Genomic DNA, 16,457 nt, shown 5'->3' with positions numbered 1-16,457 from the left:
GGCGTGGCGCAGCTGGGTGCGGACGCGATTAACGAATGATGTTGGGCGATGGGTTCGGTTTGGGAAAGGCGGCGCAGGGACGGTCGGTGTGGTGGGACCGCTGCGAGCGACTTGCGCTCGTACGGTATCGCTCCAACCCACCCCCCTGTGCGCGACAGTGTCTGGCGGGCGTCATGCACCGACCGGCTCGGCCGGCATCCACACTGACTCCTCCGCCGCCGCAACGACCGGTGCCGCCACCCGGAACCACAGCGCATACAAGGCCGGCAGGAAGAGCAGCGTCAGTACCGTGCCGACTCCCACCCCGCCGATCAGCACGTAGGCCAGCGCGCCCCAGAACACCGAATGGGTCAGGGGGATGAAGGCGAGCATGGCGGCGAGCGCCGTGAGAATAACCGGCCGGGCGCGGCGCACCGTCGATTCGACGATGGCGTCGTAATCCGAGAGGCCGGCCGCCTTCTCTCGATCGATCTGGTCGACGAGAATCAGGGTGTTGCGCATCAGGATGCCCGACAGCCCAATGAGGCCGAGGATGGCGTTGAAACCGAAGGCCTGGCCGAACACGAGAAGCGTCGGCACCGCGCCGCAGAGCCCGAGGGGAGCGGTGGCGAGCACCATGAACATCGTCGAGAACGAGCGGACCTGAAACATCAGGACGGTGAGCGTCACCACGAGCATCAGCGGAAAGACTGCACCGAGCGCCGCCTGCGCCTTGGCGCTGTCCTCGACCGAACCGCCCGTATCGATGCGGTAGCCCGGCGGCAGCCCGGCCTTGATCGGCTCCAGCAGCGGCAGGATCTTCGCCGTCACGTCCGGCGGTTGCCGCCCGTCGCGTACGTCGCCCTGCACGGCGATGCAGGGATTGCGATCGTAGCGCTTGAGCACCGCGTCCTCGCTGCGGCTCTCGAGCCGGGCGACCTGTGAGAGCGGCACGGCTTTTCCATCGCTCGTAACCAGGGTCATGCTGCCGATGGAGCCCAGCGTGCGGCGCTCGGCCGAGGGACTGCGCACCATCACGTCGACCGGGCGCAGGTTTTCGCGCACCTGCGTGGCCGGTGCTCCGTTGAGCATGGTCTGGAGTTGCATCGCCGCGTCGCGGGGAGAGAGGCCGAGCAGGCGCAGGCGCTCCTGGTCGAAGGCGAGGCGCAGGTTCGGCGTCCTGTCGCCCCAGTCGAGATGTGCGAGGCGCATGTCCGGGTTGGCGGCGACGACGTCCCGCACCCGCGCCGCGATCTTTCGCAGCTCGTCGAGATCGGGGCCGATCACCCGGAAGAGAACGGGATAGCGCACTGGCGGCCCGAACACGAACTGCGTCACCCGCACCCGCGCCTCGGGAAACAGCCCGGCCTCGACCATGGCCCGCGCCTTGTCCTTGAGCCGGTCGCGGGCGTGGCTGTCGGCGGTGAGCACCACGATTTGCGCGAAGGCCGGATCGGGCAGTTCCGGATCGAGCGGCAGGATGAAGCGCGGCAGGCCCTGGCCGACATAGGCCGTGACGATCCGGGATTCCGGCTCGGCGCGCAAAGCCGCCTCGATCCGCTTCACCGAGGCCTCGGTGACGTCGAAGGCCGTGCCCGGCGGCATGTTCACCTCGACGATCAGCTCCGGCCGGTCGGAATTCGGAAAGAACTGCTGCTCGACGAGGCCCGCGCCGGCCGCCGCGAGCACGAACAGGCCGAGCGTCAGCCCGGCGACGAGCTTTTTGCGGTCGACGCAGAGGCGGACCAGCCGGCGCAGGCGTGCGTAGTGCTTGGTCGCGTAGATCGCGTCGTGCCCGCCTTCGACCCGCTTGATCTGGGGGAGCAGCTTCACGCCGAGATACGGCGTGAAGGTCACCGCCACGAACCACGAGACGATCAGCGAGAACGCCACGACCCAGAAGATGTTGCCGGCGTATTCTCCGGCGGTGGATCGGCCGAAACCCACCGGCAGGAAGCCGGCAATGGTGATGATCGTACCCGAGAGCATCGGCAAAGCCGTCGTGCCCCAGACATGGGTGGCGGCGCTGATCCGGTCGGCACCTTCCTCCATGCGCACCACCATCATCTCGATTGCAATGATGGCATCGTCCACCAATAGGCCGAGCGACAGGATGAGGGCGCCCAGGGTGATCCGATCGAAATCGCGGCCGGTGGCCATCATCACGACGAACACGGCCGACAAGGTCAGCGGCACCGCCAGCGCCACGACGATGCCGACGCGCAGCCCGAGCGTCAGCAGGCTGACGCCGACGACCACGGCCAGCGCCGTGAAGAATTTGACCATGAACTCGTCGATGGACGCGTCGATGACCCGCGCCTGATCCGAGATCTTTTCCAATTTCAGGCCGGCCGGCAGCGAGGCGCGGATGCCGGCCTCTTCCCTCACGAGGGCCGCGCCGAGGCTGAGGCCGTTCGTGCCGGGCTTCATCACGAGGCCGAGCAGCAGGGCCGGCTCGCCGTCGTTGTGGATCACGAAGCTCTTCGGGTCCTCGTAGCCGCGCGTGACCTCGGCCACGTCGCCGAGCTTGAGGCTGCGGCCGCCCGTGCCGACGGGGATCGCCTTGACTGCCTCGATGCCCTCCAGCGCCCCGTCGAGGCGGAGATAGGTGCGTGGGCCGGCGGTCTCGACGAAGCCGCCGGGCGTCAGGTCGTTCTGCGCGGCGATCGCGGCGAACAGCGCCTGTCCGCTGATGCCGAGCGTAGCGAGGCGCTGATAGGAGATCTCGACGAAGATCTTCTGGGCCTGCTCGCCCAGAATGTTGACCTTGCCGACGCCGGGCACCCGCAGCAGCCGCTGGCGCAATTCCTCCGCCTGCGCAACCAGATGGCGATGCGGCATGTCCCGGGCCTGCAGCGCGTAGAGCGAGAAGTAGACGTCGGAGAATTCGTCGTTGACGAAGGGACCGTAGACGCCGCGGGGGAGGGTGCTCGCGGTATCCGCGAGCTTCTTTCGGGTCTGGTAGAACTGCTCGGGCACCTCGGCGGCCGGGGTGCCGTCCTTGAGGTTGAGCTTCATCAGCACGAGGCCCGGGCGCGAGGTGGTCTCGACGCGGTCGTACCAGGTGAGTTCCTGAAGACGCTTTTCGAGAGGGTCGGCGACCTGCCGCTGCATCTCCTCGGCCGTCGCGCCGGGCCACGCAGCGGAGACCACCAGCGTCTTGACGGTGAAGGAGGGATCCTCGGCGCGCCCCATCTTCACGAAGGCGAAGCAGCCGGCGCCTATCGTCGCAATGATCAGAAACAGCGTGATCGCCCGCTCGCGAACCGCCAGCGCCGAAAGGTTGAAGCCGGTCATTTCACGGCATCCGCCACGCGCTCGGCGCCGACGCGGACGCGCTGCCCACCTTTGAGCAGATGCGCGCCGAGCGCGACGATGCGGTCGCCCTCGTTGAGCCCGAAGGCGATGTCGGCGCTTTCCTCGCGCATCCGGGTGACCAGCACCGGCTGGGCGGCGACGGTGCGGGTGGCGGGGTCGATCTTCCAGACTGACGGGCCGTCGCCACTGTCGAAGAGTGCGCCGAGCGGCACGGAAAAGCTCGCGTCGTTGCCGCGCAGGCTCGCCTGCAGCGCGACGGTGACCGTGGCACCCAAGGCTGCGGATTCGCCGGTGCCTTCGAGAACGTAGCGGGCGCGATAGGTGCGCGTCGCCGGATCGGCCATGGCCGAGAGTTCGCGCAGATGCGCGGGGAAGGCGGCATCACGGCTGGCATAGAGCGCGGCGGTGGCGTCGGCATTGGCCATGCGCTCGGCGCCCTCGGGTAGGAAAACCTCGGCCTCGCGGGCACCGTCGCGGGCGAGGCGCACCACGGTCTGGCCGGCGCCGACGACCTGTCCCGGCTCCGCCGGCACTTCCATGACCACGCCGTCGGCATCGGCCTGGAGTTCTGCATAAGCCGCCTGGTTGCCGATCTGGCCGGCCTGAGCCTCGGCGGCGGCGAATTGCGCGGCCGCCGCGTCGGCCGCAGCCTTGATCTGGTCGTAGGCCTGCACCGAGACCCAGCCCTCGGTGGCCAGCCGGCGGCTGCGCTTCTCGTCGGCGGCCGTCTTCACCATCTGGGCCCGCGCGGCGTCGACGGTGGCTTTGGCCGAACTCAGCGCGAGGCCGAAATCGGCGTGGTCGAGTCGCATCAGCGGCTGGCCGCGCTTCACCCGGTCGCCCGGATCGACGAGGCGCTCCGAAATCTTGCCGGCGACACGGAAGCCGAGCGCGCTCTCGGTCCGCGCCCGCACCACACCGGTGAAGCGCTGCACGCCGGCTCCCCCGGGCGCCACCACGAAACTCCGCACGAGCGGCGGCGGCGGCCCGTCGGCATCCGGGCCGCAGGACGCGAGCGCGAGCGCCGCCAAGCCGAAGACCGGCGCCGGCCGCGTGAAACGCGGGAATCGAGCCACGCAGGGGGCCTCCTCGGGCGATCGGCAGACACAGGCGCGATCGCAGCCGGGCTTACCAAAACAGCGTTTACGGGCGGTCAACGCGAGAGGAGGCTGGTGGTCCTGGCACGGAGCGAAGCGTCGGACCCCGTGCCGGATCGCCTTCCGCTCAGGCTTCAGGCGTCCGGTAAAGGGAGCCGGTCAGAACCGCGTGGTCAGGTTCGTCAGCCAGTCCGGCGAGGCGTCCACCAGGGCCGTCTCCAGCAGCTTGTCGTAGCCGGATACGATGACGAGGCCGGTCACCACGAGGATCGCGCCGAGCGCCGCCCTCATGCCCTTGCCGAGGCTCATCATCCGGTCGCGCCAGCGCATCAGCATCTCGCGCGAAAGCATGCCGAAGACGAGGAGCGGCAAGGCTGCGCCGAGGCCGAACAGCAGCATCGTCACCGCGACGGTGCCGAGATCCCGGCCCTGCGAGGCCAGCAGTGACGCCGCGCCGAGCGTCGGGCCGACGCAGGGGCTCCACACCGCCCCGAGCAGCAGGCCGACGCCAAATTGTCCGGCGAGCCCAGTCGTGGAGAACCCGCCGAAGCGCGTCTCCGTCCAGTTGCTCACGGGGCCGGCGGCGGTGGCGAGCCGGGTCTGCAGCACCGGCAGTATCAGCACGAGGCCGACGCCGATCAGCAGGATCGCCGCGACGGTGCGAAACACGCCGGTATCGAGCCCGAGCGAAAAACCGATCGTGGCCACGAACAGTCCGATCGCGACGAAGGAGATCGCGAGCCCCGCCGCAAGCGCCGCCGGACCGTATCTATGCTCGGAGGCCGCTGCCCCGAGCACCAGCGGCAGCAGCGGCAACACGCAGGGCGACAACACAGAGAGGATGCCCGCGAGGAAGGCGAGGCCGAACGTCGTGACCATGGCAGGCCCTCAGAGCGCCTTCTCGAGCAGCCCCTCGATCCATTCCGGCTGGGTTTCGCCGACGGAACGGCCGACTTCGGTGCCGCCCTTGTAGGCGATGAGCGTGCTCTGGGTGCGGGCGTCGAAGGTGCGCAGGGCCGGCTTCTGGCTGTCGAAGTCGATGTCGAAGATCTGCAGGTCCTTGAATCGCGGGTCCTTGGCAAGTCTGGCCAGGATCGGCTTCTGCGTCTTGCAGATCGGGCACCAGGGCGCGCTGACCTCGACGAGGATCGGCTTGCCGGCCTTCTGCGCGGCGGCGAACGCATCGGGCGTGTAGGCCACGCTCTCGCCGGCCCGGGCGGGGGGCGCGAGACCGAGCGTGAAAAGAGCCGCGAGGGCGAGGAGGGTTCGGCGAGGGAGCATGGTTTGACCGGCTTCGTTGGCTTGCTCGGGAAACGGAGCGGCTCGAGACGACCACGACCTATCCGCTTCAGGCCGGGTCCATTCGACTGGGCCTGTCATTCGGTTACTCGTAGCCCTGGACGGGCATCCTGTCCGCGGCCCAGGCCGGCCACGGCCGGTGCAGACATCAAACTCTTGCGTGATCACCGGCTCGTATCGGCGATCGCCCGGTCGGCGTTGACGAGATCGGCCCAACCCCTGGCAGTGTCCCGGCCTTTGATCCCCAGCAGCTTGGCCCCGCTCACGTCCATGCCCTTCACGCTGGCGCCGGTGATGATGGCTCCAGACAGATCGGTGCCGGAAGCGTCAGCGGCGGTCAGGTTCGCCTCGCTGAGGTCGGCGCCCTTGAGGTTGGCATAGTCGAGTTTGGCGTGGCTCAGACCGGCGCCCTTCAACGTCGCGCCCTCCAGGTTCACGCCCGTGAACACCGTGCCCATCAGGCCCATGGACTGGTTCCTCATGTCGGCGTTGCCCTTGAGATCGGTCAGCGTTGCGCCCCTGAGGTTCGCCCCGGAGAAGTCGCCGATCGGCTTGGCCCGGCTGAGATCGGCTCCCGAGAAATTCGCGTTGCGCGCCGTGATGCCGAACATGTCGGCTCCGACGAGCTTGGCCCCGCTGAGGTTCGCCTTCAGGAACCAGGCCTGCTGCAGGTTGGCGCCGCCGAGGTCGGCGCCCTGGAGGTCGGTGCCGTTGAGCCGCGCGGTGCGCAAGTTGGCCCCCCTGAGGTCGAGCCCCGACAGGTCGAGACCCGACAGACTCCTGTCATGGAGGTCGATCGGCTTACCGCCGGCTCCCGCGATCAGACCCTCGATATCCGCACGGGTCATCTCGGCCTTCGTCATCTTGTCCGAGGTCATGTCGGCCCCCAGCAGCATGTCCTGTGCGGCGAGGGCCGGACCGGCGGCAGCCAGCGCGACGAGAAGGGCGAGGGCAGGGGCGCGCACGGCAGGGTATCTCCCGGGGGTGCCGGACGGCGCCGGCAACTCTGCGCGTCGTCGAGCCACGGCTTATGATCGGTGTAGGGGAGTGTTATCGTGGAAGGCCGCTCATGTCGGTGACCCAGGTCACACAGGAAGCCCTCCGGCGGGAAGAACTTCCAAAAAAAAAGGGGCCGGCCGCCTCGACGGACCGGCGACAGGCGGACGCCACGCATGCCGGACAGTCATCGGATCGAGCGCTGGATCGAGCGCTTTCCGCTCATCGGAAACTTCTCCGCGGCGCATCTCCAGATCGCGCGCGGCACCGTGCAGTTTCCGGTGCTGGAGGCGAACGCCGTCGCCTACGAACTCGAGGGACCTTGCGCCTACTATCTGATGTGCATCGACGGGCGCACCCGCGTCTTCCGGGTGTCGGAAACCGGCCGTGAGATGCTGATCTACAAGGTGACCGGCGGCGGCACCTGCGTGCTGACCACCCAATGCCTGCTGTCCGGTGGCAATTTCCCGGCCGAGAGCGTCGCCGAGACACGCACCGAACTCGCCGCGCTGCCGATCGACATTTTCCGGCAACTCATGGCCGAGAGCGCCGAATTCCGTGCCTTCGTGCTCGACGACTATACCCGCCTGCTCTCCAGCCTGTTCACCCTGGTGGACGACATCGCCTTCGCGTCGCTGGAGCAGCGCCTCGCCCGCCGCCTTCTGGTCGAGGCCGATGCCGACGGTATCGTCGTCAAGACCCATCACCAGCTCGCCTCGGACCTCGGCAGCGTGCGCGAGGTGATCAGTCGCATCCTCGGCGAGTGGGCCGAGCGTGGGTCGGTCGTGCTCCGCCGCGGCCAGATCGTCGTCGCCCATCGCGTGGCGCTGGCGGCCTTTCGGAGCCGTTGACGTGTTTTCCGGCACGCTTGCGGCCGATTCGACGCCACGGCCGCGCGATCTATCTTGGTTCCGGGCGCCTTGCGTGGCATGAGACCGCTATGAACGATAACGAGACGCACCCCTACACCCTGGAGATCATCCCGCCGAAGGCCGACGGGGGCTCATACCAGTGGGCGATCCGCAAGCACGGCAAACTGGCCCAGCGCTCCGACCGCAACCACCACTCCGAGGCCAAGGCCCGCGAGAACGGCATGGCGCAGATCGAGAAGCTGCTGTCGGGCTTCGGCGACCGCTGACGGATTTGGGGACGGCCGGACCGGATGTCCGCCGTCCTGTCCGCTATTGCGCGTGCCGGATCGGGTTCCTCCGACGCCCAGCCCAGCCGGGACAGGATGTGGAGCCACGAGGATAAGGCTGCAGCGCTGCTTTCGGTAGCTTAGCCGCAAGGCTCGGTTTTCGGAAAACCGACTTCCACTTTTCGCACCCCCTTCTCACGGGTCGCGGTCTTGTGGCCGTTGACGAAAAACCGTTCGTAAAGCACGGCCGCGTAGTAATCCGGTCCGTCTTCCACCGCCGGTAAGTTCGTGTCATGCCCGCTGAGGGACAAAAGCGTGAGCCCGAGCGGCTCGCCGCACTCGACCGTTACGACATCCTCGACACGCCGTGCGAAGAGGCGTTCGACCGGATCACGCGGCTGACGCGGCGGATCTTCGACGTGCCGATGTCGACCATCACGCTGATCGACGGGCATCGTCAGTGGTTCAAGTCTCGGACCGGCGTCGCAGCCTGCGAGACGCCCCGCGGACCGGCCCTCTGCGATGTCGCCATCCGCGAAACCCGCGCGCTGATCGTCCCCGATACGAACGAAGACCCGCGTTTTCTGGCCAACCCCTTCGTGGTCGGCGCGCCCCACATCCGCTTCTATGCCGGCGCGCCGCTGATCACCCCGGAGGGGCACGGGATCGGCACGCTCTGCGCGATGGATACGAAGCCGCGCAGCTTCCTCGACGATCAGGTCGAGACGCTGACCGATCTCGCGCGAATCGTGATGAGCGAGCTGGAACTGCGAATGCTCGCCATGACCGACGGTTTGACCGGCACCCTGTCCCGACGCGCTTTTCGCGAGGAGTTTGCGCGGGCCTTCGCCCTGGCCCAACGGCACCGGCACGATCTCTCCTGCATCATGGTCGATCTCGACCACTTCAAGTCGGTCAACGACCGGCACGGCCATGCGGTCGGGGACCTCGTGCTGGCCGCGGCGACGGCGGCCTGCCGCGAGGAGCTGCGCAAGTCCGACGCCTTCGGCCGGATGGGCGGCGAGGAGTTCGCGGTCCTGCTCCCGTATACCAGCCTCGCCTCGGCGCTGAGAGTGGCCGAGAAGCTGAGGGCGGCGATCGCTCACGTGCGGATCCCGACCCCGGGGGGTGCCCTCCAGGTCACGGCGAGCTTCGGCGTCGCGGCCCTCGACGGCGCGACGGCTGACATGGATGGCCTGCTCGAGAACGCCGACGCCGCGCTCTACGCGGCCAAGCACGAGGGCCGCAATCGCTGCCGCGAATGGCGGACCGTCGCGATCGCCCACCAGGGCACCCGGCGCCGGGTGCTGAAGGCCGGGCTGATCTCGTTCAACGGCGGCCGCTCGTCCCTCGACTGCACCGTCCGCAGCCTCTCGGACGAAAGCGCCTCCCTCCGGATCGTCGACACGGCCGGCGTGCCGGAGACCTTCAAGCTCCTCATCGAGGCGGACGGACTATCGCGAAAGTGCCAGATCGTCGCCAAGGCGGATCGGCGGCTGGACGTGGCGTTCGTGTGAAGGGGTGTGCCCCTCGATCATCGGAGCGAGCTTACGACACGACCAGCCTGATCACGGCCGGGCGCTCCACGGCGTCAACCAACGCGATCTCGACATCCGCCGTGCGCGGTTGGACCGGAAGAGCCTCGTCGAGGTTGGCCGAGCGCCAGAGCATGCGCTCGCCCTCGCGGCCGAGACGGATCGCGGCGGACACGACCTCACCGAACGCCGAGTGCAGCTCGACTTCGATGAGACCGCGACGGGCGAAAAGGCGGGACACGACGCGGAGCGTCGAGACGGCGGCGGGATAGGGGAGCAGCGGCCGGCGCGAACGGCACGCGTCCGCCAGCAGGAAACGCTCGATCGCGTCGCGGATCTTGTCGGGGGCGGTGATCCGCTCGATGCGAGATACGGTCTGGCGCAGGCCGACTCGCACGAACTGAGCCTCCGGGATCACAGGGTGTGTCTCACGGTCCGCGACACGGAAGCGCGCGTCGGCGCTGAGATCCGCGAGCAGGGCGCCGGTGGCAGCGATGCCGGAGAGACGCAGGCTCGCGCGCGGGTTGGTCTCGGCGAGATGATCGAGCAGCGCCGCGATCGCACCGGCCGCCGCACCGTCGGCGAAGACGGGCTCGACCGGGCGGGGCGACAGTGGCGCCTGCCAGAGGGCGACGGCCGGACCACCCCACATCGGATGCGGCAGGGCGAGCGGGATCACGCCGCGCAGGCGCTCGATTCCGGTCTCGTTCGTGGAGAAAACGAGGGCAAAGGCGATGCCGCCCGCATTCCCGCGCGGCACGTGCAGGGCTGCAGTGGCCAGAAAATCCGGATCGGCGAAGGGATCGAGATTGGTGGCGCGGGCGGCGAGCGCCCGCCATTCCTCGATCTCGGCCTCGCGCAACTCGGCCGGACGGCGCACGTCCACGCGCCATCCGGCCGCGGCGGCGGCTTTCGCGGTGGGCGCATCCGTCACCAGAGCGAGCCCGGCGCGGCCGGGCATCGGGACGGCGCGCGGCGCCATTTCCGACAGACCGCCCTGGATGATGGTGAAGCGTGGCTGCATCGACCCGTCCCGATCCCCTGCGCCGCAGTCCCGTTACGGGACGATCTGCCGGCGCGCCCGTGAGCACGGGGTTAAGGGTTCAAGAACGGTGCCGGGAGGGTTTGTCCGAAAACGGTCAGCCGTTCGGGATGGCGAGGGGGTTGGCGGACAACGCCGCCGCATCCGGCCCGTCGATCCGGGGGCGTCCCAGGAAGGCGTCCCAGATCCGCTCGACGAAGGCAGGGTCGAGGTCGCGCACGATCAGGACGAGGCGCGAGCGGCGGTCCGCATCGGGCCAGGCCTCGAGCGTCACCGGCGCATGGACGACGTGCTGGACGCCGTGCACCACCACCGGCCGCTCCGGATCGTCGGCCATCGCGACGAGCCCCTTGAGGCGCAGCAGCTTCGGGCCGTGTGCCGAGCGGATCAGGTCCAGAAACATCTCGAAGGCCGGGCGCGGAACGGGTGTGTCGCTGACGAGATGAAACGCGCGGATCGCCGCGTCGTGGCGGTTCACGTCGTGATGATGGTGGCCGTGGCCATCATGGTGATGATCCCGGGCAGCGTCCTCGGCGCCGAGCCATTCACGGACGTCCGCACTCTTTGCGTCGAGTCCGAAGAAGCCGCCGAGGAGCGTCTCGGCCGCAACGTCGGGCTCCTCCAGCCGGGCACCGGGGTTGAGTTGGCGGAGCCGTGAGGCCAGCAGCTCGGGCTCCGCGCCGGACAGATCGCGCTTCGTCATCACCAGGATGTCGGCGACGGCGGCCTGCCGCACGGCCTCGGTGTGCTCGTCGAGGGTGGAAGCGCCGTTGACGGCGTCGACCACGGTCACGACGCCCTGCAGTCGGAACCGCATCGACAGGTAAGGGTGCGCGATCAGCGCATGCAGGATCGGGGCAGGGTCGGCGAGGCCGGTCGTCTCGATCACGACCCGGCGGAACGCCTTGATGCGGTCGTTGTCGCGCTTCTTCAGGAGGTCTTCGAGCGCCGCGATGAGATCGCCGCGCACGGTGCAGCAGAGGCAGCCGGCGCCGAGCAGGATCATGTCTTCGTCGACAGTCTCGACGAGCAGGTGATCGAGCCCGATCTCGCCGAACTCGTTCACGATCACCACGGTATCGGCGAGCGCCGGATCCTGCAGGAGCCGGTTCAGGAGCGTGGTCTTACCTGCGCCGAGAAAGCCGGTGAGCACGGTCAACGGGATCGGCGCCGGACGGCCGTTTCGTTCGGTCATATCAGTGGGCGCGATCTCGGTGGCTATCGCACCGGGACATAGGCGCTCGCGGCGCTCGGTTCTACTCGCTCGCAGCGGCGCTCTTCTTCTTCGCCGCGGGCTTGGCCGCAGCCTTCGTAGCGGGCTTGGCGGTGGGCTTGGCCACCGTCGCCGGGGACGCCTTCACGGCAGCCTTCCCAGCTGCCTTGGCCGGCTTCTTCTCCGGGCCATCGACGGCCGTGTAGGCGCTGGTCGTCGCGGGAACGCCGGCCTTGCCGTGCGGATGCGGCGCGGTGACAGCTGCGGCACGGACCTTGGCGGCCTTCTCGGCTTTGGCCTGCTTGGCCGCCTCCCGGGCCGCCTCGCGCTTCTCCTTGGCGGCCGCGAGCTTGGCAGCCTTGCTGTTCTTGGCCTCTTCCTCTTGTTGGGCGAGCGCTGCGGCGCCCGCGGCCGGGCTGCTGCCAGTCCAGACGGCGATCGGCTGCAGAGGAGCCCGCGGCGGCAGGCTGCGGCCGCGCATGTTGGCGCTGTTCAATGTGGCGAGGGCGACGGGAGCGGCACCGGCCTGGGTCGCGCCGAGGAGCTGCGAGAAGGCGTTGTCGGCGCCGGCGGGCGCGTTGGAGGTGATCGCGGCCTGGCCCTCGTCGACCGGCATCGGCTTCTTCCGGTCGCAGATATAGGGGCGCATGTCCGGCGGCGCGCCGATCGTCGAGGAGGGCAGGGCTTCGAGCGTCGGCGCGGTCCAGCCGGCGGACTGGCTGAAGCCGTAATCGAACAGGTCGGCGGCCTTGAGGTCGCGCTCGCGAGCGCTCGGCTGGCCCATCACCACCGTGATGATGCGCCGGCCATTGCGGGTGGCGCTCGCCACCACATTGAAACCGCCCGAGCAGATGAAGCCGGTCTTCATGCCGTCGGCACCCGCATAGCGGCCGAGCAGGCCATTGTGGTTCGCCATCACGGCCTTGCCGAACTGGATCGCCGAGATCGAGAACAGCGCCTGCTGGTCGGGAAAGTCGCGCATCAGGGCGCGGCCCAGAATCGCCATGTCGCGGGCCGAGGTCCATTGGCGCGGCTCGGGCAGCCCGTTTGGGTTGTACCAGCGGCTCTCGCGCATGCCGATCCGGCGCGCGGTCTCGTTCATCATGTCCGAGAAGCCGTCGACGGTGCCGCCGAGGTTCTCGCCGATCGCCCAGGCCACGTCGTTGGCCGACTTGACCATGATGATCTTCAGGGCGTTGTCGAGGGTCAGCTGCGTGCCGGGCTTGAAGCCCATCTTCGAGGGTGGCTCGGCAGCAGCTTGGGGCGAGATCGTCAGCAGCGTGTCGAGGGACACCTTGCCCTGGCGCACCATGTCGAGGGCGACATAGGTGGTCATCAGCTTGGTGATCGAGGCTGGGTACCAGGGGTCGGTGGCGCCCTGGCTGTAGATCACCTTGCCGGAATCGACCTCGACTACGACAATCGGCGCCGTGACCGCGACGGCCGTCCCCGCGAAAGCGGCGAGGACGCCGAACGCCCCGATCACCCGTCCAAGAACCCGGTTCAGCATCGATAGGTCTCAGTCGCGAGAGGTTTTGGGGCGTGCCGCCCCCGGCGCAGTGTCGGGCGCGCGACATCCATCTTCAACGCAGCCTCCATGGCGAGAGCAAGGCGAAGCGGGTTGTCCCCACCGAACTCGGCCTGGCGTTGGATCCGCGTCATGGCCGACGCCACGCCGGTGGCGATCCGAGTCCATCGGGGCTATCTGCGGCGGCAAGACCCGACGGATGCCGCATCGGCGGCGGGATGAGCGATGGCCTACGCGGTCAAGGAACTGTTTCACACGTTGCAGGGCGAGGGCGCGCAGGCCGGCCGCGCCGCCGTCTTCTGCCGCTTCACCGGCTGCAACCTCTGGTCCGGCCGCGAGGAGGACCGGGCGGACGCCGCCTGCCGCTTCTGCGACACGGACTTCGTCGGCATGAACGGAGACGGGGGAGGGCGCTTCCCCAGTGCCGCCGACCTTGCGGCCGCGATCGACGCGGCGTGGGAGGGCGGTGAGGTCGATCGCTTCGTGGTCTTCACGGGCGGAGAACCCCTGCTGCAGCTCGACACTGCGCTGATCGCCGCGGTCCACGGACACGGTTTCGAGATCGCGGTTGAGACCAACGGGACCCTGCCGGCGCCCGAGGGTATCGATTGGATCTGCGTCAGCCCGAAGGCCGGCAATCCCCTCGTGCAGACCAGCGGCCACGAACTGAAGCTGGTGTTTCCGCAAGCCGGCGCCGAGCCGGAGCGTTTTGCTGATCTCGCCTTCCTCCGCCGCTTCCTGCAGCCGATGGACGGGCCCGACCGACTTGCCAACACGCAGGCCGCGATCGCCTATTGCCGGGGCGACGCGCGCTGGCGGCTGTCGCTGCAAACGCACAAGATCCTGGGGATCCCCTAAGCGGCCGTTGCCCTCGTCCGCAGCCGCAGCGGTGCCTTGCGGATGTCCATGGCGTTGCCGCGCCAGACGATAGCGCTGCGGAACCACGCACCGCACCAGACCGCTGGCAGCATCGTGTCCCGCACCAGCATCGCGAGAAGCAGCCGGGCCGGGCGGTACCAGCCGGCGTGGCGGGCCAGAATGAACTCGGCGCCGTACCAAAGCATGGCCAACAGGCTCAGCCCGGCAGCAGCCTCCGCTGTCCCCGCGAGTGCTCCGGCGAGCACGAAGGGAAACAGCGCGCCGATGCCGATCTCCGGTGCGAAGAACACCGGGAAGGTGATCCGGCGCAGCCGCGCCCAACGCAGCTGCCGCGACCAGACCTCGGAGAGCTTGCGCCGCCCCAGCGGCTGGCTGAATGGCAGGGCGACGAGATGAACCTTGCGGCCGGCCGCCCGCACCAGCTTCGTCGCTGCCGCATCCTCGGCGATCTCGGCGCCGAGGGCGCGGATGCCGCCGCGCTCCTCCAGGAACGGCTTGTGCCAGAGCATGCTCTTGCCCTGCGCGAAGCCGAGGCCGAGGGCGGCCCCGGAATACTGCCAGCGTGCCTGCAGCGTGTTGAGGAAGGCGCACTCGACCTCCGCGAAGAAGCCGTCCGGACGGGCGCCGATCGGCGTCGAGCAGACGAGGCCGGTATCCGCGCGCCACGCCGCCTGCAGCTGCCACAGATAATCGTGCGGCATCAGTACGTTGGAATCGGCGAGCACGACCCAATCGTGCCGCGCCGCCTCCCAGCCCCTCACGCAGTTGTTGAGCTTCGGGTTGTCGCTGACCCGCAGATCGCCGACGACGATGCGGGCCGGAACGGCCGGATGCGCCGCCATCAGCCGCCGCACCAGCGGCAGGACCGGGTCGCCGGCATCGGCGACGCAGAACACGATCTCGTAATCGGGGTAATCGAGGACGAAGCCGCGGCTGAGCGTCTCCTCGCTGAAGGTCTCCAGCCCGCAGACCGGGCGCACCAGCGAGACCGGCGCACCGGCCGGAAAGGTCGAGGCTCCCCGGCTTCGGCCGAGGCGGCTTGCGGCCAGCGCGATGCTGACGAGATGGATCAGGGTCAACAAAGCGCAGAACGACAGGGCAAGAAGGGTTGGGGTCTCGAGGCTGCCGACCATCCGCAATCCCTCCGAGTCGCCTGCGACTCCGCGTCCTCGCCGGCCAGAGGGCCGGAATGCACATCGGGTGGCCTTAGCGGGCAGGCGATATCAGCCGTATGACAACAGTATTTCCGAACGGCGGATTTCGCGGCCGACGTCTTGATGGCCATCCGCTGCGTCGGTGGCGGCGCACGGTCGCGCTTGCCGACGACCGATCGCCGGACAAGTCGCTCTCGACGGCTTTTGACTGTCAGACACGAGGAGGTGATCCGGCACGTGGTCCCGATCCTGTTCCATCCCGCCTACGAGGCGGCGCTGCCCGAAGGCCATCGCTTTCCGATGCGCAAATACGGGCGGCTCGCCGAAGTTCTGACCGCGCGTGGCCTCGTGCCGTGCGGATTTCTGAGGCCGGAGCCGGCGGATGCCGATCTGATCGCGCTGGCCCACGACCGCGCCTATGTCGACGCCGTCTTCGCGGCGGCGGTGTCTCCGGACGTCGAGCGCACCATCGGCTTCCATGTGGACGAAGGCGTCGCCGCACGGTCCCGAGCGTCGTCCGGCGGCACGCTCGCGGCGGCGCGGCTCGCCCTGGCGCACGGCCTCGCCGGCAGCGCGGCCGGCGGTAGCCATCATGCGCGGCGGGATGGCGGACGCGGCTTCTGCATCTTCAACGACGTGGCGGTCGCGGCGCTTGCACTGAGGCGCGAGGGAGCGGTGGGGCGGGTATTGATCGTCGATCTCGACGTGCATCAGGGCGACGGTACGGCCGATTGCCTGTCGGGGGAGCCGGACCTGTTCACGCTGTCGATCCACGCCGAGCGAAACTATCCGATCCCGAAGGTGCCGGGCGATCTCGACATCGGGCTGTCGGACGGCCTCGACGATGCTGGCTATCGGGCCGTGCTCGAAGCGCGGCTGCCGTCTCTGATCGATACCATTGCCCCGGATCTCATCTTCTACAATGCCGGCGTCGACCCGCATCGGGACGACCGGCTCGGACGGCTGAGCCTCACCGATGAGGGCCTCGCCGCGCGCGACCGTTTCGTGATCGGGCAGGCACGGTCGCGCGGCATCCCGTTGGTTTCGGTCATCGGCGGCGGCTACGACACCGACGTCGACGCGCTCGCAGGCCGCCACGCCCTCGTGTTCGAGGCTATGGCAGCGCTGGCTTGAATGCGTCGCCACCCACGGCGGTCGTTCCGGGGCTTGCCGAAGGCGAGAACCCGGGTCGAACACCTCGGCGTTTCTGGATCCCGCGTTCCGATGCCCAGCCCCGGAAATGACGGAGACGTCAGCACTCAGCCGGCGTGGTCTAGCT

At 68.8% G+C, this 16,457-nt stretch carries 14 protein-coding genes; 5 read left to right on the top strand and 9 right to left on the bottom strand.

The genetic code is table 11. The annotated features are described in order from the left end of the window. Positions 1–171: 171 nt before the first annotated feature. From MHA02_RS12840 to MHA02_RS12820, 5 genes are all read right to left on the bottom strand, one after another. Positions 172–3,276: an efflux RND transporter permease subunit gene (locus tag MHA02_RS12840; protein WP_147079214.1), complete on the bottom strand. Its 3,105-nt coding sequence runs from the start codon at positions 3,274–3,276 to the stop codon at positions 172–174. Beyond that, positions 3,273–4,373, bottom strand: a complete 1,101-nt coding sequence (locus tag MHA02_RS12835) for an efflux RND transporter periplasmic adaptor subunit (RefSeq protein ID WP_147079212.1) — start codon at positions 4,371–4,373, stop codon at positions 3,273–3,275. The genes MHA02_RS12840 and MHA02_RS12835 overlap by 4 nt, the downstream gene beginning before the upstream one ends. Before the next feature lie 180 nt (positions 4,374–4,553). After that, positions 4,554–5,273, bottom strand: coding sequence for a cytochrome c biogenesis CcdA family protein (locus tag MHA02_RS12830; RefSeq protein ID WP_147079210.1), 720 nt, complete (start codon positions 5,271–5,273; stop codon positions 4,554–4,556). A gap of 9 nt (positions 5,274–5,282) precedes the next feature. Continuing rightward, positions 5,283–5,675: a thioredoxin family protein gene (locus MHA02_RS12825; RefSeq protein WP_147079208.1), complete on the bottom strand. Its 393-nt coding sequence runs from the start codon at positions 5,673–5,675 to the stop codon at positions 5,283–5,285. 182 nt (positions 5,676–5,857) lie between these two features. Continuing rightward, on the bottom strand, positions 5,858–6,658 hold the full coding sequence (locus MHA02_RS12820) for a pentapeptide repeat-containing protein (protein WP_147079205.1): 801 nt from the start codon (positions 6,656–6,658) through the stop codon (positions 5,858–5,860). Positions 6,659–6,865: 207 nt separating this feature from the next. On the opposite strand from MHA02_RS12820, the gene MHA02_RS12815 reads away from it, so the two are divergent. From MHA02_RS12815 to MHA02_RS12805, 3 genes are all read left to right on the top strand, one after another. Then, complete coding sequence (locus tag MHA02_RS12815) at positions 6,866–7,540, top strand: Crp/Fnr family transcriptional regulator (protein WP_147079203.1); 675 nt, start codon at positions 6,866–6,868, stop codon at positions 7,538–7,540. 89 nt (positions 7,541–7,629) lie between these two features. Continuing rightward, a complete protein-coding gene (locus MHA02_RS12810; protein WP_147079201.1) occupies positions 7,630–7,827 on the top strand; it encodes a hypothetical protein in 198 nt (65 codons plus the stop codon). 293 nt (positions 7,828–8,120) lie between these two features. Beyond that, complete coding sequence (locus MHA02_RS12805; protein ID WP_147079199.1) at positions 8,121–9,344, top strand: GGDEF domain-containing protein; 1,224 nt, start codon at positions 8,121–8,123, stop codon at positions 9,342–9,344. A gap of 31 nt (positions 9,345–9,375) precedes the next feature. Here the strand turns inward: MHA02_RS12805 and MHA02_RS12800 are convergent, their stop codons facing one another. The 3 genes from MHA02_RS12800 to MHA02_RS12790 form a co-directional block, all read right to left on the bottom strand. Continuing rightward, positions 9,376–10,386, bottom strand: a complete 1,011-nt coding sequence (locus MHA02_RS12800; RefSeq protein WP_147079197.1) for a GNAT family N-acetyltransferase — start codon at positions 10,384–10,386, stop codon at positions 9,376–9,378. A 115-nt stretch (positions 10,387–10,501) separates the two neighbouring features. Further along, entirely contained in the window at positions 10,502–11,599 is a 1,098-nt protein-coding gene (locus MHA02_RS12795; RefSeq protein ID WP_147079195.1) for a CobW family GTP-binding protein, read from the bottom strand. Between the two features lie 61 nt (positions 11,600–11,660). Next, the gene (locus MHA02_RS12790) at positions 11,661–13,127 is read right to left on the bottom strand and encodes a D-alanyl-D-alanine carboxypeptidase family protein (protein ID WP_147079193.1); all 1,467 of its coding nucleotides are present in this window, start codon (positions 13,125–13,127) and stop codon (positions 11,661–11,663) included. A 243-nt stretch (positions 13,128–13,370) separates the two neighbouring features. On the opposite strand from MHA02_RS12790, the gene queE reads away from it, so the two are divergent. Beyond that, positions 13,371–14,003: a 7-carboxy-7-deazaguanine synthase gene (gene queE, locus MHA02_RS12785; protein WP_147079191.1), complete on the top strand. Its 633-nt coding sequence runs from the start codon at positions 13,371–13,373 to the stop codon at positions 14,001–14,003. Here queE and MHA02_RS12780 read toward each other — a convergent pair. Next, a complete protein-coding gene (locus MHA02_RS12780) occupies positions 14,000–15,157 on the bottom strand; it encodes a ceramide glucosyltransferase (RefSeq protein WP_147079190.1) in 1,158 nt (385 codons plus the stop codon). The genes queE and MHA02_RS12780 overlap by 4 nt on opposite strands. Positions 15,158–15,415: 258 nt before the next feature. On the opposite strand from MHA02_RS12780, the gene MHA02_RS12775 reads away from it, so the two are divergent. After that, positions 15,416–16,312 (top strand): histone deacetylase family protein, encoded by an 897-nt coding sequence (locus tag MHA02_RS12775; protein WP_147079187.1) that lies wholly within the window; start codon positions 15,416–15,418, stop codon positions 16,310–16,312. Positions 16,313–16,457 lie beyond the last annotated feature (145 nt).

Source organism: Methylobacterium haplocladii, from assembly GCF_007992175.1.
Lineage (GTDB): Bacteria > Pseudomonadota > Alphaproteobacteria > Rhizobiales > Beijerinckiaceae > Methylobacterium > Methylobacterium haplocladii.
This window is presented reverse-complemented; position numbering and strand designations above follow the sequence as displayed.